Source organism: Pseudomonas sp. FDAARGOS_761, from assembly GCF_013343155.1.
GTDB lineage: Bacteria > Pseudomonadota > Gammaproteobacteria > Pseudomonadales > Pseudomonadaceae > Pseudomonas > Pseudomonas aeruginosa.
In genome coordinates, this window is record NZ_CP054572.1 from 5,555,560 (window position 1) to 5,575,671 (window position 20,112).

Consider the following 20,112-nt stretch of genomic DNA (forward strand, 5'->3'; position numbering starts at 1 on the left):
CCTCCAGATTGCCTCGATGAGCCTCAAGCGTTGCTCTGCGGCCGCCCCGGCAGCATCTTCAGGATGCCATTGAGTAGCATGCCGTAGAGCGGCACGAACAGCAGAAGGCTGATACTCAGCTTCACTCCGTAGTCCACCGTGGCGATTTCCACCCAGTGTTGCGCCATGAACGGATTGTCGCTGCGCCAGAACGCCACGAAGAAGAAGGTGAAGGTGTCCAGCAGGTTGCCGAGGATGGTCGAGGCGACTGGCGCGGTCCACCAGTGCCGGGAACGACGGAGGCGATCGAATACCTGGATGTCGAGGATCTGTCCGAGCACATAGGCGAGGAAGCTTGCCAGGGAGATCCGTGCGACGAAGGTGTTGAACTCCAGCAGCGCGGAGAAACCACGGAACGCCGCTTCCTGGAACAACACCGAGACCACGTAGGAGGCGATCAACGCCGGGATCATGACCCGGGCGATGACCAGCCGGGCAGGGCCCTTGCCCAGCAGGCGCACGGTGAGGTCGGTTGCCAGGAAGATGAACGGAAAGCTGAAGGCGCCCCAGGTGGTGTGCCAGCCAAACAGGGTGATCGGCAACTGCACCAGGTAGTTGCTGGCGATGATGATGAAGATGTGGAAGGCGATCAGGCCGGCCAGGGTGCCGCGCCAGGCCGCCGGAGAAGAGGCTGACATGTACTGTCCTTTTTGCGCGATGGGGTGAGGGAACCCATGCCCGGCACCATGCCGAGCGGCGCGCATTCTAGCCGATAACCGGCAGCGGTTTCGCCCACTCTGTGATCAGTGGCTCATGCCTGGGGTTCCACGTGGAACATCACCGTTCAGGCTTCGCTGAGAAAGCGCAGGCCGACGCCTTCCGCATCGACTCGCACGACTTCCATCTGCAGGATCGGCGCGTCGATCGGCAGATCCTGTACCTGGCCAGTAACGACACTGCCTGTTGGGAGCTGGGTCAGATCCGGGTGTTTGACATAGACCCCGGTGTCGGAGAGGTCGCGTGTCTGCGCCATCAGCTCGCCAAATAACGGGTGACTGATACGGATTCGGCACTTGAGCGGGGTTCGTGGGTATTGTCGTTGATTATCCATCGAGTCCCTCGGGACCTGCGGAGGAGGCGGCAGAGCTGAGCATAGTACCCGGATATGAAAAAGGCGTCTTCCGACGCCCTTTCCTCAGTACCATTTTTTCTCGCCATCCGGGCGGTTCTTGAAGCGCTTCATGCTCCACATGTACTGGCTGGGATAGGCTCGTACATACTTCGCCAACTCGCGGCTCATGGCTGCTACAGACACTTCCAGGTCCTTGTCGTACATGTCCGCCGGAGCCGCTTCGAGGATCACCTTGTAACCGCTACCATCGGGCAGGCGCACCGCATGGAAGAACACTCCACGCGCCTTGCCGCGTGAAAGCAACTGCGGGACGAACTTGCTGATCAATGCAGTGGTGCCCAGGTAGGGCACGAAGAGCCCAGCGGTACGCGCGGGCTCGGGGTCGGCGGGAATCCCTACGCAACCGCCTTTCTTCACTTCCTTGATGACACTGAGGATACCCTCCGGAGTGGAAGGTGCGACGCGATTGCCCAATTGCACGCGTTGCTTCTTCAGCAACTCGTCCACTGCCTTCAGCTTGGGCGGACGATAGAAGATGATCGGCTTGGCGTAAGAGCAATAGAAGTGGTTGAGTACTTCCCAGTTTCCCAGGTGACTGGTAATGCCGACCAGGCCATCGCCGGAAGCCAGCGCTTCCTCCAGCACTTCCATGCCTTCGACCTCGCGGATGTACCTCAGCGACTTTTCAGGCGGCCAGATCCAGGCACAGGCACTTTCGGTGAGGGTACGGCCAATATCCATCAGGCTTTGTCCGACCAGCTTTTCCAGTTCGGTTTCGGACAACTCGGGGAAGCACTTGGACAGGTTGATCCGCACTACCTCGCGGGATCGATTCGGCAATTTCCACATCAGCCAGCCTATGCCGGCCCCGACGCCTTGCACGGCACGCCAGGGCAATAGCGCGAACAGGCGTAGGGCCCCCACCACCAGGGCACCTTTGAATTTCTCCACGAAACACTCCTCGCTCGACTCGAACGCGCATTGTACGCCAGGAAGAAGGGCGAGGGCGGCAGCCAAGGAAGCGGGGCGACCAGCTATGCTACGCGCCGATGTTCCACGTGGAACATCCGAACGCATCCATCAGGGAGCGCCCGGCTAGCCGACGAGTTGGGCGTAACGGTCGCAGTCCTGGGTATGGTCCATGACCATGCCGCTGGCCTGCATGAAGGCGTAGCAGATGGTCGGCCCGACGAAGTTGAAGCCGGCCTTGCGCAGCGCCTTGCTCATGGCCTCGGCTTCCGGGGTAATCGCCGGCACCTCGGCACGACCAGCGAAATGGTTGATCTTCGGCTGGCCGCCGACGAAGGACCAGAGGAACCCAGCCGGGTCATCCAGCTCCAGCCAGGCCTGGGCGTTCTGCCGCGCAGCGTTGAGCTTGGCCCGATTGCGAATGATGCCGGGGTCGAGCATCAGTTCGTCGATCTCAGCGTCGCTCATTTGTGCCACCCGCTGCACGTCGAAGCCGAACAGCACCTCGCGGTAGCGCTCGCGCTTCTTCAGCACGGTGATCCAGGACAACCCGGCCTGGAAGCCCTCCAGCAGCAGAAGTTCGAACAGCGCGTCGGGATCGCGCTGCGGCACACCCCACTCCTCGTCGTGGTAGGCCATGTAGAGAGGATCGTCGTTGCACCAGAAGCAGCGTGGCATAAGGCTTTCCGTGGTTTTCCAGGGATCGGGGGGACGGGCGAGGCGGCGCGGGAATCGGGTATACTTCCGCGTTTTGTATCGAAGCCTCAGCACAGGTGAATTTCGTGAGCCAGACTACGCCCGCCGTGCGCACCTTCCAAGACCTGATTCTCGCCCTGCAGAACTACTGGGCCGAGCAGGGCTGCGTGGTGCTGCAGCCCTACGACATGGAAGTGGGCGCCGGCACCTTCCACACCGCCACCTTCCTCCGCGCCATTGGCCCGGAGACCTGGAACGCCGCCTACGTCCAGCCGAGCCGCCGCCCCACCGACGGCCGCTACGGCGAGAACCCCAACCGCCTGCAGCACTACTACCAGTTTCAGGTGGTCCTGAAGCCGAACCCGGAGAACTTCCAGGAGCTGTATCTCGGCTCGCTGAAAGCCATCGGCATCGACCCGCTGGTCCACGACATCCGCTTCGTCGAGGACAACTGGGAGTCGCCGACCCTCGGCGCCTGGGGCCTGGGTTGGGAAATCTGGCTGAACGGCATGGAAGTCACCCAGTTCACCTACTTCCAGCAGGTCGGCGGCATCGAGTGCTATCCGGTCACCGGCGAGATCACCTACGGCCTGGAGCGCCTGGCCATGTACCTGCAGGGCGTGGACTCGGTCTACGACCTGGTCTGGACCGACGGCCCGTTCGGCAAGGTCACCTATGGCGACGTGTTCCACCAGAACGAGGTGGAGCAATCCACTTTCAACTTCGAGCACGCCAACGTGCCGAAGCTGTTCGAACTGTTCGACTTCTACGAAAGCGAAGCCAACCGCCTGATCGCGCTGGAGCTGCCGTTGCCGACCTACGAGATGGTCCTCAAGGCTTCGCATACCTTCAACCTGCTGGATGCGCGGCGCGCCATCTCGGTCACCGAGCGCCAGCGCTACATCCTTCGCGTGCGTACCCTGGCCCGCGCCGTGGCGCAGAGCTACCTGCAGGCCCGCGCGCGCCTCGGCTTCCCCATGGCCACCCCCGAATTGCGTGACGAAGTACTGGCCAAGCTGAAGGAGGCCGAATGATGAGCGCCAAGGATTTCCTGGTCGAACTGGGCACCGAAGAGCTGCCGCCAAAAGCCCTCAACAGCCTCGGCGAAGCCTTCCTCAGCGGTATCGAGAAGGGCCTCAAGGCTGCCGGTCTGAGCTATGCCGCTGCGCGTTTCTATGCGGCGCCGCGCCGTCTCGCCGTGCTGGTCGAGCAACTCGCCGTGCAGCAGCCCGACCGTACCGTCAACCTAGACGGTCCGCCGCTACAGGCCGCCTTCGACGCCAGCGGTAACCCGACCCAGGCCGCCCTGGGCTTCGCCAAGAAGTGCGGCGTGGATCTGCAGCATATCGACAAGAGCGGTCCGAAGCTGCGCTTCAGCCAGACCATCGCCGGCCAACCGGCCGCCGGCCTGCTGCCTGGCATCGTCGAGGCCTCGTTGAACGAACTGCCGATTCCCAAGCGGATGCGCTGGGCAGCTCGCCGCGAGGAGTTCGTGCGTCCGACCCAATGGCTGGTGATGCTGTTCGGCGACGATGTGGTCGAGTGCGAGATCCTCGCCCAGAAAGCCGGGCGCGAATCCCGTGGCCACCGCTTCCACAATCCGGACAATGTGCGTATTTCCAGCCCGGCAGCGTATCTGGAAGACCTGCGCGGCGCTCATGTGCTGGCCGATTTCGCCGAGCGCCGCGAGCTGATCGCCAAGCGCGTGGCCGAACTGGCCGCCGAGCAACAGGGCAGCGCCATCGTGCCGCCGAGCCTGCTCGACGAAGTGACTGCACTGGTCGAGTGGCCGGTGCCGCTGGTCTGCTCCTTCGAGGAGCGCTTCCTCGAGGTCCCGCAGGAAGCCCTGATCACCACCATGCAGGACAACCAGAAATACTTCTGCCTGCTGGACGCCAACGGCAAGCTGCTGCCTCGCTTCATCACCGTCGCCAACGTCGAGAGCAAGGCGCCGGAGAACATCGTCAGCGGTAACGAGAAGGTGGTTCGCCCGCGCCTCACCGACGCCGAGTTCTTCTTCAAGCAGGACAAGAAGCAGCCGCTCGAAAGCTTCAATGAGCGCCTGCGCAACGTAGTGTTCCAGGCCCAGCTCGGCACCGTGTTCGAGAAGGCCCAGCGCGTCTCCGGCCTGGCCGCCTACATCGCCGAACGTATAGGCGGCAATGCGCAGAACGCCGCGCGCGCCGGCATCCTGTCCAAGTGTGACCTGGCGACCGAGATGGTCGGCGAGTTCCCCGAAATGCAGGGCATCGCCGGCTACTACTACGCCACCCACGGCGGCGAAGCGGAAGACGTCGCCCTGGCCCTCAACGAGCAGTACATGCCGCGCGGCGCCGGCGCCGAGCTACCCTCGACCCTGACCGGCGCCGCCGTGGCGGTGGCCGACAAGCTCGATACCCTGGTCGGTATCTTCGGCATCGGCATGCTTCCCACCGGCAGCAAGGACCCCTACGCGCTGCGCCGCGCTGCGCTGGGCGTGCTGCGCATCCTCATCGAGAAGCAGCTCGACCTGGACCTGGTAGCCGCGGTCAACGCCGCCGTCGAGCAATACGGCGACAAGGTCAAGGCCGCCGGCCTGGCCGAGCAGGTGCTGGACTTCGTGTTCGACCGCCTGCGCGCGCGCTACGAGGACGAAGGCGTGGACGTGGCCGTGTACCAGTCGGTGCGCGCGCTCAAGCCAAGCTCGCCGCTGGACTTCGACCAGCGCGTACAGGCCGTCCAGGCCTTCCGCCAGTTGCCTGAAGCCGAGGCCCTGGCCGCGGCGAACAAACGGGTGTCGAATATTCTCGCCAAGTCCGAGGACGAGGTTCCGCCGAACGTGGATGCCAGCCTGCTGGTGGAAGCCGCCGAGAAGGCCCTGGGCAGCGCCGTGGCGAACGCCGAGAGCGAAGTCGCGCCGCTGGCAGCGGCACGCGACTATCGCGCCGCGCTGGCCCGCCTGGCGGCCTTGCGCGAGCCGGTGGATACGTTCTTCGCCGATGTGATGGTCAATGTCGACGACGCGGCGGTGCGCGCCAACCGCTATGCGCTGCTGGCCAAGCTGCGCGGGTCGTTCCTCGGGGTGGCGGACATCTCGCTGCTCGGCTGAGCCAGTCCCGCCTCGAAGAAAAGGCCCGGCGTCCTCGCGACACCGGGCCTTTTTCACTACAGGACCTTCAGATACTCCAGCAGCGCGCGCTTCTCCTCGGCCGACAGGCTGGTGCCGTACTCATGGCCGCAGCGGCTGTTGCCGGAATCACGCTGCTCGCAGCCGGTGGTCTTCAGCACATAGCTGCCGAATTGGGTCTGCTGGGCGGCGAGGCCGACCTTGTCCACGTCGTAGGCCGAGCCCACCGGGAAGGATTCCACCCGCTCCGCGGCCGGCTTCAGCAACTCTTCCAGGGTCGGCACCGAGCCGTTGTGCAGGTACGGCGCCGCCGCCCAGATCCCCTGCAGGACGCGCGACTCGTAGGGGTAGGGGTCGGCCTGGGTACGCACCGGCTTCTGGAAGGCGGTCAGCAGTTGCCGGGTTTCGTCGGTCATCACGCTTTCCGGCTTGACCGCCGCCGCCTTGGCATCGTGCTTCTCACCGAGGATCGGCACGAAGTGCTGCAGGATCGAACCGGCCACCGCTACGGCGAGTACATCGAAGGCTCCGTCGGTCGCCTTCAGCGGCTGGCCGAACGGCATCCGCGCGCCCTCCATCACGCCGGTCTGCACCTGGCCATCGAGGATGGCGTGCTGGCGGCTGTCGCTGCCGACGTCCCTCAGCGGAGTGTCCCAAAGCACCAGGTCCTTGATCCGGATGCCGTGGCACTCCACGCAGCCACCCTCGTCGGTCTTGCGGGCGAAGATCAGCGCGCCTTTCCTGGCCAGGTGCTTGTCCACCGCCCAGGGCCACTTCGGCGGGCCGATCTTCTTGATCAGCTCCTCCAGCTTGCCCAACCCGTGGAAGTTGGCCGAGTTGACCTTCAGGTAGTCCATGCCCAGCAGGTGGAACTTGCTCTTCTGCGGGTGGAAGGTGGCGAACACCCCGTAGACCTCGCCGACATTGCGCGCCAGGCCGAGCAGGTCGTTGCCGTTGGCGGCGAAGCCGGGCCACTGGGTCTTGTTCTGCCGCGCCGCGTTCCACAGGAACGGGTAGCGCACCGGCGCATCCGCCGCCTTGATGTTGTCGGGAATCAGATAGGGCGGCGCGGTGCCGATATCCAGCCCGGTAAGGCGGTTGAAGATCATCGATACCGCGTCCAGTCGCGCCGGTCCCCAGGTGTCCTTGGGCAGCGCGCGCTCGATCAGCGTGTGATAGGGCTCGTACCATTCCTTCACCGCCGCGAGCAGGGCGTCACGCGCACCGGGAGGCGGATTGGCCCCGAGGATCTGCTTGGCGAAGGCGTCGAAGGCGGCGTCATCGCTGGTCAGCGGTCCCACGGCCCGATCGAGGTCGGCGAGGAATGCCTGGAAGTCGACGATCGCCGGACCGCCGTCGATCCGATAGGCCGTGCCCTTCACCTCGATCTGCCGGGTATGGCAGGCCGAACAGGTCATGCCGACCATCTGCCGGGCGCCCGTGCCGGCTACGGTGAAGCCCACCGGCAGGCCTTCCGCGGGCGCCTTGGGATTGGGCAAATAGCCGTAGCGGGCCAGGCTGTCGGCGAGGAAAGGCGTTCCATCCGGCTGTCGCAACGCCTTGAGCCAGGGCAGGGGCATCACCTGCGAGCCCTGGTCGCGGCTGTAGAAGTCCTGGCGGTGGCTTTCGGTCCATTCCTTGCCCTGGTCGAGCATGACCGGAGCGGCCGCCAGGGCGGCGGAAGAAAGAGCCAGGGAAACGAGGGACAAGCTTGAAAGGTGCAGTGTCTTTTTCAGGCGTTTCACGGTTACCGTCCTTGGGAACGGGCAGACGCCCCGGAACTCCCCGTCGTCATGCCCGCTCCACCTGTGGTGGAAACACGGCCGGTCGGCCGTGCTGGCATGCGATAGGCGCTTACTGCGTTACTCCGGTGATCCACCCGCCAAGGGGTTCGCACGTACTCCGAGACACCCACTGCTGCGTGCCAAATGACTCCCTGGCCTGGGATTGCCATTCCATTGCCATTATTGAATCTAGTACAGATTGTCCAGCGTAGGGGGCTCGTCGATCCATCCGCGATGCTCCGGCTGGCTGAGGTAGAATCGATCCTTTCCGTTCATGGCCAACTGCGCATCGATGTCCCGTTCCCTGCTGATTCTCGACCGCGATGGAGTCATCAACCTCGACTCCGACGATTACATCAAGACCCTCGACGAGTGGATCCCCATCCCCAGCTCGATCGAGGCCATCGCCCGCCTGAGCAAGGCCGGCTGGACCGTCGCGGTGGCTACCAACCAGTCCGGCATCGCCCGTGGCTATTACGACCTGGCGGTGCTCGAGGCCATGCATGCGCGCTTGCGCGAACTGGTCGCGGAGCAGGGCGGCGAGGTCGGCCTCATCGTCTATTGTCCGCATGGACCGGACGACGGCTGCGAATGCCGCAAGCCGAAGCCGGGTATGCTGCGGCAGATCGGCGAGCACTACGGGGTCGATCTGTCGGGTATCTGGTTCGTCGGCGACAGCATCGGTGACCTGGAGGCGGCGCGGGCCGTCGATTGTCAGCCGGTGTTGGTAAAGACCGGAAAAGGTGTACGTACGCTGGGCAAGCCCTTGCCAGAGGGCACCCTGATATTCGACGATCTGGCGGCAGTCGCCAGCGCATTACTTCAGTAAGGTCAGAATACATGTCGACAGTGCAGGCCATCAGAACCGTCCTCTTTTACCTGCTGCTGTCCGCCAGCGCGTTCGTCTGGGGCACCCTCAGCTTCTTCATCGCGCCGATCCTGCCGTTCCGCGCCCGCTACCGCTTCGTGGTACAGAACTGGTGCCGCTTCGCGATCTGGCTGACCCGCGTGGTCGCCGGCATCCGCTACGAGGTGCGCGGGCTGGAGAACATCCCGGAAAAGCCCTGCGTGATCCTCTCCAAGCACCAGAGCACCTGGGAAACCTTCTTCCTCTCCGGCTTCTTCGAGCCACTCAGCCAGGTACTAAAGCGCGAGCTGCTCTACGTGCCGTTCTTCGGCTGGGCCCTGGCCCTGCTCAAGCCCATCGCCATCGACCGCAGCCAGCCGAAGCTGGCCCTCAAGCAACTGGCCAAGCAGGGCGACGAGTGCCTGAAGAAAGGCGCCTGGGTGCTGATCTTCCCGGAAGGCACGCGTATTCCGGTGGGGCAGATGGGCAAGTTCTCCCGCGGCGGCACCGCCCTGGCGGTCAACGCCGGGCTACCGGTACTGCCGATCGCCCACAACGCCGGGCAGTATTGGCCCAAGGCCGGCTGGGCCAAGTACCCGGGCACCATCCAGGTGGTGATCGGCCCGGCGATGCACGCCGAAGGCGAAGGCCCGCGCGCCATCGCCGAGCTAAACCAGCGCGCCGAAGCCTGGGTCAGCGAGACCATGGCCGAGATCAGCCCCATCCAGCAGCGGGTCAGCCATCCGGAGCCGTCGGTGGTCTCGTGAAGGGCCGCAAAGCCCCCTGCAAGGCGCACTGTGCGCCGATTCGATAAAAGAAGCCCCGCCATAGCGGGGCTTCTTGTTTTCACGCGAGGCGCAAAGCAAGGCCGGTTGGCAACGATCGACCGAATCGACCGGCGTCCGCTGCCCACAGGAGCGGTGCAACGCCGCCAGGAGGCCCGGGCCCAGGGTGCCAATGCCGGCGAGCAACCGGGGCTCGACCACACCTTGGCAAGGCACCCCTGGCGCCCGTATCCAGGCTACCTGGCGCAAAAAGAAAACCCCGGCGCCAGGCCGGGGTTTCCATGAGGGTCGGTCTGCCGACCTGTGTAGAGAGGCAGTAAATCTGTCATTCAGCTCTCTAGTAAAATCAATGACTTACGAGAGAAACGGGCAGAATTATTGTCACGTTTGCGCCGCATAAAGTGACATTTTCCGCCGGAATGACCGCAATAAATGTCATTTCCCGCATAGCCTGCTGAGAGCACACAAGCCGGGTAGAGGATGCCGTTCACCCAGGATTGGCAACCTGCCAATACGGTTCAGAGTAGGGCAGAAGGCAGGCTGATGGAAGCCCAAATTTGGCTCTGATCGTAGGCAAATTTCACCTCACCAAGCGCCTCGGATTGAAGGGCTCCGATGCCCAGACTGCCTTCCAGTTTAAAGCTACGAACGACTGATCTGATTGAAGAGTGCCTGCGCAGCCTCCCTGGCTCTGGCGTCATCTACAGCATTCAGTGCCTCCAAACGAACCCCTTCATCTCCTGCGACATAAAGTGGCCCTCCCTGGTCATCGTCGTATTCCTGATCCGCGTACAGACCGCCTTCATGGTAGGCCCGCAACGTACTCTCCCGCAGATCAGTACCCAGATGCAGGGCTAGGTAAACCCAGACCCAGTTCTGAAATAGGTTGCCCCGATCATCCTCATCAATCAGGTCGCGCATCGCCTCAATATCACCATGCAGAGCTGCCTGGTGATTCCAATGCCTTGCGGAATCGACATCACCGGCATCCTCAGCCAACCAGACTAAAGATCGCATTGCCTCCACATGCCCTAAGCCTGCTGCTTCCTTGTACCAATGCTCGGCTTGTCCAAAGTCCCCCTGGTGCTCAGCTCGCTGCGCACACTCAAGAGCAATATCCAGACGAGCATCTGCCCATCCCAGACGTGCCGACTCTTTCAGATGGAGTTCTTCTCGTTCAGCATTGAGCAGGCGCTCCTTGTAAGCCGTCGCCCACTCCAACTGCACCCCTTCAAGCTCGCGGCCCTGCTCCATTAACGAGTACCAATAAGAGGAGCCCGCCTCCTCACCGAGATCGTCCCCTCTATATATCAGTGCCAATGCGTAATGAGCTGCCGCGCAGCCTCTCGAAGCGGCACCGTTCAGGCCGTCAATCAGCAACGCTATTTTCGTAGGGTCGAGTGATGGTGACGAACCGCTCACCTGCTCAGCGTCCAGGGCTTCGTCATCGTCATACCAGTCATCGGCGTCTGCCCAATAACGTTGTTGCAGGACAACCTGTCACACGTCCAGGTTCGACACCGCCAGCGCGTTGCTTTCGATGAAGTCGCGGCGCGGCTCCACGGCATCGCCCATCAGGGTGTTGAAGATCTGGTCGGCGGCGATGGCGTCCTCGATGGTCACCTTGAGCATGCGCCGGACATTCGGATCCATGGTGGTTTCCCACAGCTGCTCAGGGTTCATCTCGCCCAACCCCTTGTATCGCTGGATGCTGTGGCGCTTGGTACCTTCGGCCATCAGCCAGTCCAGGCCGTCCTTGAAGGCGCTGATCGGGCGCTTGCGCTCACCCTTCTGCACGTAGGCGCCGTCTTCCAGCAGGCTGTTCAGCTGGTCGCCGAGCAGCGACACCGAGCGGTAGTCATTGCTGGCGAAGAAGTCACGGTTGAAGGTGACGTAGCTGGACAGGCCGTGGGCCACCAGTTCCACCTCGGGCAGCCACAGGTGGCGCTCGCGGTCTTCGCGCAGGCTGGCCTTGTAGGTCAGGCCAGACTTCTCGGCGGCGGTCAGGCGCGCCTGGAACTTCTCCAACCAGCCCTGCATGGCCGACTCGTTAGCCAGGTCGTCCACCGACACGGTAGGCAGGTAGATGAAGTGCTCGGTCAGCTCCTGGGGGTACAGGCGCGACAGGCGCTTGAGGGTGGCGATCACCCCGCGATACTCGTTGACCAGTTTCTCCAGCGCCGCCCCGGACAGGCCCGGAGCGTGCTCGTTGACGTGCAGACTGGCGTCTTCCAGGGCCGACTGGGTCATGTACTCTTCCATGGCCTGGTCGTCCTTGATGTACTGCTCCTGCTTGCCGCGCTTGACCTTGTACAACGGGGGCTGGGCGATGTAGATGTAGCCACGCTCGATCAGCTCGGGCATCTGGCGGAAGAAGAAGGTCAACAGCAGGGTGCGGATGTGCGAACCGTCGACGTCAGCATCGGTCATGATGATGATGTTGTGGTAGCGCAGCTTGTCGATGTTGTATTCCTCGCGGCCGATGCCACAGCCCAGGGCGGTGATCAGCGTACCGACCTCCTGGGAGGAGAGCATCTTGTCGAAGCGTGCCTTCTCGACGTTGAGGATCTTACCCTTGAGCGGCAGGATCGCCTGGGTCCGGCGATTGCGGCCCTGCTTGGCGGAACCGCCCGCGGAGTCACCCTCCACGATGTACAGTTCGGAGAGCGCCGGGTCCTTTTCCTGGCAATCGGCCAGTTTGCCGGGCAGGCCGGCGATGTCCAGCGCGCCCTTGCGGCGGGTCATCTCGCGCGCCTTACGTGCGGCCTCGCGGGCACGGGCGGCGTCGATCATCTTGCCGACCACGGCCTTGGCTTCGTTGGGATTTTCCAGCAGGAAGTCGGCGAAGTACTTGCCCATCTCCTGTTCCACCGCGGTCTTCACCTCGGAGGAGACCAGCTTGTCCTTGGTCTGCGAGCTGAACTTCGGGTCCGGTACCTTCACCGAGATGATCGCGGTGAGGCCTTCGCGGGCATCGTCGCCGGTGGTGGCGATCTTGAATTTCTTCGCCAGGCCTTCGGCCTCGATGTAGTTGTTCAGGTTACGCGTCAGCGCCGAACGGAAACCGGCCAGGTGGGTGCCGCCATCACGCTGCGGGATGTTGTTGGTGAAGCAGAGCAGGTTCTCGTTGAAGCTGTCGTTCCACTGCAAGGCGACTTCCACACCCACGCCGTCCTCTTCACGCTGGACGTTGAAGTGGAATACCTCGTTCACCGCGGTCTTGTTGGTGTTCAGGTACTCGACGAAGGCCTTCAGACCGCCTTCGTACTTGAACAGCTCCTCCTTGCCGGTACGCTCGTCGCGCAGCAGGATGCCGACGCCGGAGTTGAGGAAGGACAGTTCGCGGATGCGCTTGGCCAGGATGTCCCAACTGAAGTGGATGTTGCTGAAGGTCTCCGGGGACGGCTTGAAGTGAACTTCGGTACCGGAGCCATCAGTCTCGCCCACTTCGCGCAGTGGGAACTGCGGAACGCCGTGGTGGTAGACCTGTTCCCAGACCTTGTTGTGGCGACGGATGGTCAGGCGCAGCTCATGGGAAAGCGCGTTCACCACCGAGACGCCCACACCGTGCAAGCCGCCGGACACCTTGTAGGTGTTGTCGTCGAACTTGCCGCCGGCGTGGAGGACGGTCATGATCACTTCCGCCGCAGAAACCCCTTCTTCCTTGTGGATATCCACCGGAATACCGCGTCCATTGTCGCGGACAGTGATCGACTCATCCGTATGGATGGTGATGCTGATTTCGCTGCAGTAACCGGCCAGCGCTTCGTCGATGGAGTTATCCACCACCTCGAACACCATGTGGTGCAGACCGGTGCCATCGTCGGTGTCGCCGATGTACATGCCGGGGCGCTTGCGTACGGCATCCAGCCCCTTCAGCACCTTGATGCTGGAAGAGTCGTACGTGTTGTTCTCGCTCATGCTTCACTCCCGATGGTCGTGGTCTGAGAGACTTTTCCATGTTCCACGTGGAACATGGATACCGGCGTATCCGTGCGCCAGCCGTCTTTCAATAGTTGCGGGTCCACGCAGGTGATGAATACCTGGCAACCCAAATCTTCAAGCAAGCGGCAAAGAGCCATTCGATGCTGCTCATCCAGTTCCGAGGGCAGGTCGTCCACCAGGTAGACGCACTGTCCGCGCTTGGCGCGATTGATCAGATGGCCTTGGGCGATGCGCAGGGCGCATACCACCAGCTTCTGCTGACCGCGCGAGAGAATCTCCGCGGCGTTATGACCTGCCAACCGTATGCGAAGATCCGCACGCTGCGGTCCCGCCTGGGTGTGGCCCATCTGCTGGTCGCGCAACAGGCTGGAAGCCAGAACCTCCAGGAGGTCCCGGTCCTTGTCCCAGCCTCGGTAGTAGCTAAGGGTCAGGTCATCCAGTGAAACCAATTCGGCGAGTGTTTCCTCGAATACCGGTTTCAACGCCTGGATATAGCTTCTGCGGTAGGCATCGATCTCATCGCTGGCCAGGCTCAATTCCCGGTCCCAGGCCGCTTGCGACGCGGGGTCCAGTTTACCATGCCGGAGCCAGGAGTTCCGCTGGCGCAGCGCCTTCTGCAGGCGCTGCCAGACGGGCAGAAACCGAGGTTCCACGTGGAACACTCCCCAATCGAGGAACTGTCGGCGGATCTTCGGCGCTCCCTCGAGCAACCGAAAGCTGTCCGGGTTGATCAGTTGCAGTGGGAGAGTTTCCGCCAATTGAGCCGCACTCCGGGCATTCTGCCCATCGATGCGGATGGTGAACTCGCCCTGGCGCTCACGGGAAATCCCCAGGTTGCTGGCGATGCCGTTGGCCAACATCACCTGGCCGAATACGGTGCAGGCCGCTTCCTCATACTGGATCACCGGCTGCAAGCGCGCACTGCGGAATGAACGCGCCAGGCCCAGCAGGTGGATGGCTTCGAGCACACTGGTCTTGCCGCTGCCATTATCGCCGTAGAGGATGTTGATGCGAGGGGAGGGGGAGAGGGTCACCGGGTGCAGGTTGCGCACCGCGGTGACCGAAACGCGGGTCAGGGACATTCAGCGTGATTAGAGGCGCATCGGCATGACGACATAGGCAGAATCGTCATTGTCGGCCTCGTGGACCAGGGCGCTGCTGTTGGAATCGGAAAGGATGAAGCGGACCTGCTCGGTACCGATCACACCCAGCACGTCGAGCAGGTAACTGACGTTGAAGCCGATCTCCAGGTTGCCGCCGTTGTACTCGACCTGCACTTCTTCCTCGGCCTCTTCCTGCTCCGGGTTGTTCGCCTGGATTTTCAGCAAACCGTTGGAAAGCTGCAGGCGAATGCCGCGGTACTTCTCGTTGGAGAGGATCGCGGTACGGCTGAAGGCTTCGCGCAGTTGCTGGCGGTCACCGACCACCAGCTTGTCGCCACCGCGCGGCAGTACACGCTCGTAGTCCGGGAACTTGCCGTCCACCAGCTTCGAAGTGAAGGTGAATTCGCCAGTGGTGGCACGGATATGGTGCTGGCCCAGGACGATGCCGACTTCGCCGTCCTGCTCGGTGAGCAGACGAGCCAGTTCGAGGATGCCTTTGCGCGGCACGATCACCTGGTGGCGGTCCTGCGACGGGATCTGCGCATCCAGCGAGCACATGGCCAGTCGGTGGCCGTCGGTGGCGACGGAGCGCAGGGTGCCACCGTTCACTTCCAGCAGCATGCCGTTGAGGTAGTAACGCACGTCCTGCTGGGCCATGGCGAAGCTGGTGCGGTCGATCAGGCGACGCAGCTTGCTCTGGGCAATGCTGAAGTTCAGCGAGCCGGGACCTTCCTCTACGGTGGGGAAATCGTTGGCAGGCAGGGTGGACAGGGTGAAGCGGCTACGCCCGGCCTTCACCAGGAGTTTCTGCTCTTCGACACGGATGTCGATCAGCACGTCGTTCGGCAGGCTCTTGCAGATGTCCATCAGCTTGCGCGCCGGTACGGTGATCTCGCCGGGTTCGGCGGCATCTTCCAGTACCACGCGACCAACCAGTTCGACCTCGAGGTCGGTGCCGGTCAGCGACAGTTGCTGGCCTTCGACCACCAGCAGGACGTTGGAGAGAACCGGCAATGTCTGGCGGCGTTCCACGACGCCGGCGACCAGTTGCAGCGGTTTCAACAGGGCTTCGCGTTGAATGGTGAAATGCATGGTCTAGTCCCTTGCCTCGTGGGCTGCGTCAGGTTGTCAGGGTACGCAGCAGGTTCTTGTAGTCCTCGCGGATATCCGCGTCGGATTCCCTAAGTTGAGCGATCTTACGACAGGCGTGCAACACCGTGGTGTGATCCCGACCGCCGAAGGCCACGCCGATCTCCGGCAGGCTGTGGTTGGTCAGCTCCTTGGAGAGCGCCATGGCCACCTGGCGCGGGCGCGCCACCGAACGCGAACGCCGCTTGGACAACAGATCGGATATCTTGATCTTGTAGTACTCGGCGACGGTGCGCTGGATGTTGTCGATGCTGACCAGCTTGTCCTGAAGGGCCAACAAGTCCTTCAGCGACTCGCGAATCAGCTCGATGGTGATCGGCCGGCCCATGAAGTGCGAGTGGGCGATCACCCGCTTCAGCGCACCTTCCAGTTCACGCACGTTGGAACGGATGCGCTGGGCGATGAAGAAGGCCGCGTCGTGCGGCAGCTCGATCTTCGCCTGCTCGGCCTTCTTCATCAGGATCGCCACCCGGGTTTCCAGTTCCGGCGGCTCGACGGCCACCGTCAGGCCCCAGCCGAAGCGGGACTTCAGCCGCTCTTCCAGGCCTTCGATTTCCTTCGGATAGCGGTCGCTGGTGAGGATCACCTGCTGGCCGCCTTCGAGAAGGGCGTTGAAGGTGTGGAAGAACTCCTCCTGGGAGCGCTCCTTACGGGCGAAGAACTGGATGTCGTCGATCAACAGTGCGTCCACCGAGCGGTAGAAGCGCTTGAATTCGTTGATGGCGTTGAGCTGCAAGGCCTTCACCATGTCCGCGACGAAACGTTCCGAATGCAGGTAGACCACCTTGGCGTTCGGGTTCTTCTTCAGCAGGTGGTTGCCCACCGCATGCATCAGGTGGGTCTTGCCCAGGCCGACGCCACCGTAGAGGAACAGCGGGTTGTAGCCGTGCTTGAGGTTGTCCGCCACCTGCCAGGCGGCGGCACGGGCCAACTGGTTGGACTTGCCCTCGACGAAGTTCTCGAAGGTGAAGGTACGGTTGAGATAGCTGGTGTGCTTCAGCGCGCCTTCGACCTGGACGTTGCGCTCGGTGCGTACCGCAGGCGCGGCTCCGGCCGGCATGGCGGCGGCCAGCGGATCGATGCTGGGTTCTTCCGGCTCGTAGGGGTCGCTCGACACGCTGGGAGCCGTCGTCACTGGCGGCAGCTCTTCACGTGGCACCACCACGGGCGCGGCCGATACCGGCTGCACTGGCGCCGGCGGCGGAGCAACCGGAGGCGGGGGAGCCACGTGGGTCTGCGATGGGACGATGGCGGCGCGCGGCGTACGGCTACGCTTGCTGCCTATTAATAAGGAAAGCGCGGGCAACTGACCCTCGCCGCGTTCACCGAGCAGTTCCAGAAGCCGACCGAGGTATTTCTCGTTCACCCAATCGAGGACGAAACGGTTGGGTGCATACACACGCAATTCGTCGCCTTCGGCTTCGACCTGCAAGGGACGGATCCAGGTGTTGAATTGTTGGGACGGCAGCTCATCGCGGAGAAGATCCACGCACTGCTGCCAAAGTTCCACGGACACGGATATCCCCCAAAGATTGGAAAGGCGGCACAACGAAATAAGCGCCTATTGTAGCCGGACGGGCCGTACTTATCCACATGCCGATGCGCTGAGGCCCCAAGCAAATCAAGACCTTAATAAAAGCAGGCAGGCCGACGGACGGTCGTCCTGGACTTTGTGGATAACCCTTGCTTTGAAGGGGGTACATCCCTGCGCACAGGCGTGTGGAAAAAACCGCTGTGGATAACCATCTCGTTCATCCCCAGGCTTCGCTCAGGAAGGAAACAGCCTCGACACCGGTTCTCGACAACCTTTTTCCTGCCGGAGAAACACGCAGTTGCTGGGCTTCATCGAGTTATGCACAGAAAAGCGCCGTCCCAAGAGCATTAACCGTTTCTATCCTTTAAAAGAAAAATGACTTCCTTGTATCTATCTATTACGTCATCGCTGGTTGGAAATTGACCTGCCCGTTCGATTTCACTAGAATCGCCGGTCTCTTTAAACGGGGTCACTGCGACCTCAAGTCGTCAACCCAGGTACCGAATCATGAAACGTACTTTCCAACCCAGCACCCTCAAGCGCGCTCGCGTCCACGGTTTCCGCGCCCGTATGGCCACCAAGAACGGCCGTCAGGTTCTGTCGCGTCGTCGCGCCAAAGGCCGTAAGCGTCTGACCGTCTGATTTATCCGGTACGGGTGGTGAGTCGGGACTTCGACCGGGACAAGCGTCTACTGACAGCCCGGCAATTCAGCGCAGTCTTCGACTCTCCGACCGGCAAGGTCCCCGGCAAGCACGTCCTGCTGCTGGCGCGCGAGAACGGTCTCGATCACCCCCGCCTGGGCCTGGTGATCGGCAAGAAGAACGTCAAGCTCGCCGTCCAGCGCAATCGCCTCAAACGCCTGATCCGCGAATCGTTCCGCCATAACCAGGAAACCCTGGCTGGCTGGGATATCGTGGTGATCGCGCGCAAAGGCCTGGGCGAACTGGAAAATCCGGAGCTGCACCAGCAGTTCGGCAAGCTCTGGAAACGCCTGTTGCGCAATCGACCTCGCACGGAAAGCCCTGCTGACGCCCCTGGCGTGGCCGACGGTACTCATGCATAGGTCGATGCCCGCGCATCCCGATCCCTGTAGTGTCATCCCCCCTTCGATGACCCGGCACCGTCGTTCCCAGCCAAGTTGTACTTCCCTAGCGTACGAGGCTATCGCGCAGCATGGCCCGCGACGCAATGGTCGCCCGAGTGCGGTTTCCTCCACTCGGCTCCATCACTGGCAATCCCGTAGCCGCGATCTGCTACTGTCAGTTTCCTTCAAGCCCCGCCCTTTCTCGATGGCCGAGTAACCATGGACATTCAACGCTCGATTCTCATCGTCGCCCTTGCAGTCGTGTCCTACCTGCTGGTTCTCCAGTGGAACAAGGATTACGGTCAGCCTGAGCTGCCCGCCGCCAGCGCTTCGATGAACACCACGCAAGGCCTGCCGGACACTCCGTCCGCCTCGGGCACCAGCAGTGACGTTCCCACTGCCCAGAGCAGCGCGGCCGGCAGCGAAGCCGCCGACAAGCCGGTTGCGGTCAGCGACAAGCTGATCCAGGTGAAGACCGACGTCCTCGACCTGGCCATCGATCCCCGTGGCGGCGATATCGTCCAGCTCGGCCTGTTGCAGTATCCGCGCCGCCTGGACCGTCCGGACGTGCCGTTCCCGCTGTTCGACAACGGTCGCGAACGTACCTACCTGGCGCAGAGCGGCCTCACCGGTGCCGACGGCCCGGACGCCAGCAGCGCCGGCCGCCCGCTGTTCCACAGTGCGCAGAGCAGCTACCAGTTGGCCGACGGCCAGAACGAACTGGTCGTGGACCTGAGCTTCAGCCACGACGGTGTCAACTACATCAAGCGCTTCACCTTCCACCGTGGCCTGAAAGCCGATTGCTCGGACAAGGAAAAGGCCCAGAAGAAGATCGAGTGCATCAATGAAAACGCCTATCAGGTCGGCGTCAGCTACCTGATCGACAACCAGAGCGGCAAGACCTGGAGCGGCAACCTGTTCGCCCAGCTCAAGCGCGACGGCAGCGCCGACCCGTCCTCGACCACCGCCACCGGGGTGTCCACCTACCTCGGCGCCGCGGTCTGGACCCCGGATTCGCCGTACAAGAAGATCTCCACCAAGGACATGGACAAGGAACAGTTCAAGGAGTCCGTGCAGGGTGGCTGGGTCGCCTGGCTGCAACACTACTTCGTGACCGCCTGGGTTCCGACCAAGGGCGAGCAGCACCAGGTCATGACCCGCAAGGACGGCCAGGGCAACTACATCGTCGGTTTCACCGGCCCGACCCTGAGCGTTCCGGCGGGTAGCAAGGTGGAAACCGACCTGACCCTGTATGCCGGCCCGAAACTCCAGAAGCACCTGAAGGAACTCTCCCCGGGCCTGGAACTGACCGTCGACTACGGTTTCCTCTGGTTCATCGCCCAGCCGATCTTCTGGCTGCTGCAACATATCCACAGCCTGATCGGCAACTGGGGCTGGTCGATCATCGCCCTGACCGTCCTGATCAAGCTGGCCTTCTTCCCGTTGTCCGCCGCCAGCTACCGTTCGATGGCGCGCATGCGCGCGGTGTCGCCGAAGATGCAGGCGATCAAGGAACAGCACGGCGACGATCGGCAGAAGATGTCCCAGGCGATGATGGAGCTGTACAAGAAGGAGAAGATTAATCCGCTGGGCGGCTGCCTGCCGATCCTGGTCCAGATGCCGGTCTTCCTCTCCCTCTACTGGGTACTCCTGGAAAGCGTGGAAATGCGCCAGGCGCCGTGGCTCGGCTGGATCACCGACCTGTCGGTGAAGGATCCGTTCTTCATCCTGCCGATCGTCATGGGCGGCACCATGCTGATCCAGCAGATGCTCAACCCGACCCCGCCGGACCCGATGCAGGCCAAGGTGATGAAACTGATGCCGATCATCTTCACCTTCTTCTTCCTCTGGTTCCCAGCCGGTCTGGTGCTGTACTGGGTAGTCAACAACTGCCTGTCGATCGCACAGCAGTGGTACATTACCCGCAAGATCGAGGCAGCCGCGAAGACCGCCTGACGTCTATCGCGAAAACTGTCCACAACAAGACGCCCCCTCGAG

At 62.5% G+C, this 20,112-nt stretch carries 16 protein-coding genes and 1 pseudogene; 7 read left to right on the top strand and 10 right to left on the bottom strand.

Features of this window, described 5'->3' with window-relative positions; translation table 11 throughout:
• Positions 1–23: 23 nt before the first annotated feature.
• From FOC67_RS25905 to FOC67_RS25920, 4 genes are all read right to left on the bottom strand, one after another.
• Positions 24–677, bottom strand: a complete 654-nt coding sequence (locus tag FOC67_RS25905) for a 7-cyano-7-deazaguanine/7-aminomethyl-7-deazaguanine transporter (protein WP_003097286.1) — start codon at positions 675–677, stop codon at positions 24–26.
• 146 nt (positions 678–823) lie between these two features.
• The gene (locus FOC67_RS25910; protein WP_003114645.1) at positions 824–1,090 is read right to left on the bottom strand and encodes a PilZ domain-containing protein; all 267 of its coding nucleotides are present in this window, start codon (positions 1,088–1,090) and stop codon (positions 824–826) included.
• An 84-nt stretch (positions 1,091–1,174) separates the two neighbouring features.
• The gene (locus FOC67_RS25915) at positions 1,175–2,062 is read right to left on the bottom strand and encodes a lysophospholipid acyltransferase (RefSeq protein ID WP_003097282.1); all 888 of its coding nucleotides are present in this window, start codon (positions 2,060–2,062) and stop codon (positions 1,175–1,177) included.
• 144 nt (positions 2,063–2,206) lie between these two features.
• Positions 2,207–2,758 carry a DNA-3-methyladenine glycosylase I gene (locus FOC67_RS25920; RefSeq protein WP_003097280.1) on the bottom strand — a complete coding sequence of 184 codons (552 nt, stop codon included), beginning with the start codon at positions 2,756–2,758 and terminating at the stop codon, positions 2,207–2,209.
• Between the two features lie 104 nt (positions 2,759–2,862).
• Between FOC67_RS25920 and glyQ the strand changes: the two genes are divergently transcribed.
• Positions 2,863–3,810 (top strand): glycine--tRNA ligase subunit alpha, encoded by a 948-nt coding sequence (gene glyQ / locus FOC67_RS25925; RefSeq protein ID WP_003097276.1) that lies wholly within the window; start codon positions 2,863–2,865, stop codon positions 3,808–3,810.
• A complete protein-coding gene (glyS, locus tag FOC67_RS25930) occupies positions 3,810–5,864 on the top strand; it encodes a glycine--tRNA ligase subunit beta (RefSeq protein WP_030047954.1) in 2,055 nt (684 codons plus the stop codon). Before glyQ ends, glyS begins: the two co-directional genes overlap by 1 nt.
• Positions 5,865–5,920: 56 nt before the next feature.
• Here the strand turns inward: glyS and FOC67_RS25935 are convergent, their stop codons facing one another.
• The gene (locus FOC67_RS25935; protein WP_003161952.1) at positions 5,921–7,627 is read right to left on the bottom strand and encodes a di-heme-cytochrome C peroxidase; all 1,707 of its coding nucleotides are present in this window, start codon (positions 7,625–7,627) and stop codon (positions 5,921–5,923) included.
• Between the two features lie 331 nt (positions 7,628–7,958).
• Between FOC67_RS25935 and gmhB the strand changes: the two genes are divergently transcribed.
• The gene (gmhB, locus tag FOC67_RS25940) at positions 7,959–8,495 is read left to right on the top strand and encodes a D-glycero-beta-D-manno-heptose 1,7-bisphosphate 7-phosphatase (protein WP_004351911.1); all 537 of its coding nucleotides are present in this window, start codon (positions 7,959–7,961) and stop codon (positions 8,493–8,495) included.
• Between the two features lie 11 nt (positions 8,496–8,506).
• Positions 8,507–9,280 (top strand): 1-acyl-sn-glycerol-3-phosphate acyltransferase, encoded by a 774-nt coding sequence (locus FOC67_RS25945; protein ID WP_003100265.1) that lies wholly within the window; start codon positions 8,507–8,509, stop codon positions 9,278–9,280.
• Positions 9,281–9,940: 660 nt separating this feature from the next.
• On the opposite strand, the gene FOC67_RS25950 is transcribed toward FOC67_RS25945, so the two are convergent.
• The 5 genes and pseudogenes from FOC67_RS25950 to dnaA all read right to left on the bottom strand — a co-directional run bounded on the left by FOC67_RS25950 (position 9,941) and on the right by dnaA (position 17,011).
• Complete coding sequence (locus tag FOC67_RS25950; protein WP_159068405.1) at positions 9,941–10,678, bottom strand: hypothetical protein; 738 nt, start codon at positions 10,676–10,678, stop codon at positions 9,941–9,943.
• Positions 10,679–10,798: 120 nt separating this feature from the next.
• On the bottom strand, positions 10,799–13,219 hold the full coding sequence (gene gyrB / locus FOC67_RS25955; RefSeq protein WP_003097268.1) for a DNA topoisomerase (ATP-hydrolyzing) subunit B: 2,421 nt from the start codon (positions 13,217–13,219) through the stop codon (positions 10,799–10,801).
• 3 nt (positions 13,220–13,222) lie between these two features.
• Positions 13,223–14,325, bottom strand: a pseudogene (gene recF / locus FOC67_RS25960) (DNA replication/repair protein RecF).
• A gap of 9 nt (positions 14,326–14,334) precedes the next feature.
• Complete coding sequence (dnaN, locus tag FOC67_RS25965; protein WP_003097262.1) at positions 14,335–15,438, bottom strand: DNA polymerase III subunit beta; 1,104 nt, start codon at positions 15,436–15,438, stop codon at positions 14,335–14,337.
• A 28-nt stretch (positions 15,439–15,466) separates the two neighbouring features.
• A complete protein-coding gene (gene dnaA, locus FOC67_RS25970) occupies positions 15,467–17,011 on the bottom strand; it encodes a chromosomal replication initiator protein DnaA (RefSeq protein WP_003109151.1) in 1,545 nt (514 codons plus the stop codon).
• Positions 17,012–17,536: 525 nt separating this feature from the next.
• On the opposite strand from dnaA, the gene rpmH reads away from it, so the two are divergent.
• From rpmH to yidC, 3 genes are all read left to right on the top strand, one after another.
• Positions 17,537–17,671 carry a 50S ribosomal protein L34 gene (gene rpmH / locus FOC67_RS25975; RefSeq protein ID WP_003100258.1) on the top strand — a complete coding sequence of 45 codons (135 nt, stop codon included), beginning with the start codon at positions 17,537–17,539 and terminating at the stop codon, positions 17,669–17,671.
• A gap of 14 nt (positions 17,672–17,685) precedes the next feature.
• Positions 17,686–18,093, top strand: coding sequence for a ribonuclease P protein component (rnpA, locus tag FOC67_RS25980; RefSeq protein ID WP_003100251.1), 408 nt, complete (start codon positions 17,686–17,688; stop codon positions 18,091–18,093).
• A 240-nt stretch (positions 18,094–18,333) separates the two neighbouring features.
• Complete coding sequence (yidC, locus tag FOC67_RS25985) at positions 18,334–20,070, top strand: membrane protein insertase YidC (RefSeq protein WP_003097255.1); 1,737 nt, start codon at positions 18,334–18,336, stop codon at positions 20,068–20,070.
• Positions 20,071–20,112: the final 42 nt, after the last annotated feature.

What these genes read in the sequence shown, in the direction of transcription:
- FOC67_RS25905 (WP_003097286.1), bottom strand. Translation starts at nt 677, where the DNA reads ATGTCAGCCTCTTCTCCGGCGGCCTGGCGCGGCACCCTGGCCGGCCTG.
- FOC67_RS25910 (WP_003114645.1), bottom strand. Translation starts at nt 1,090, where the DNA reads ATGGATAATCAACGACAATACCCACGAACCCCGCTCAAGTGCCGAATC.
- FOC67_RS25920 (WP_003097280.1), bottom strand. Translation starts at nt 2,758, where the DNA reads ATGCCACGCTGCTTCTGGTGCAACGACGATCCTCTCTACATGGCCTAC.
- glyS (WP_030047954.1), top strand. Translation starts at nt 3,810, where the DNA reads ATGAGCGCCAAGGATTTCCTGGTCGAACTGGGCACCGAAGAGCTGCCG.
- gmhB (WP_004351911.1), top strand. Translation starts at nt 7,959, where the DNA reads ATGTCCCGTTCCCTGCTGATTCTCGACCGCGATGGAGTCATCAACCTC.
- FOC67_RS25945 (WP_003100265.1), top strand. Translation starts at nt 8,507, where the DNA reads ATGTCGACAGTGCAGGCCATCAGAACCGTCCTCTTTTACCTGCTGCTG.
- gyrB (WP_003097268.1), bottom strand. Translation starts at nt 13,219, where the DNA reads ATGAGCGAGAACAACACGTACGACTCTTCCAGCATCAAGGTGCTGAAG.
- dnaN (WP_003097262.1), bottom strand. Translation starts at nt 15,438, where the DNA reads ATGCATTTCACCATTCAACGCGAAGCCCTGTTGAAACCGCTGCAACTG.
- rpmH (WP_003100258.1), top strand. Translation starts at nt 17,537, where the DNA reads ATGAAACGTACTTTCCAACCCAGCACCCTCAAGCGCGCTCGCGTCCAC.
- yidC (WP_003097255.1), top strand. Translation starts at nt 18,334, where the DNA reads ATGGACATTCAACGCTCGATTCTCATCGTCGCCCTTGCAGTCGTGTCC.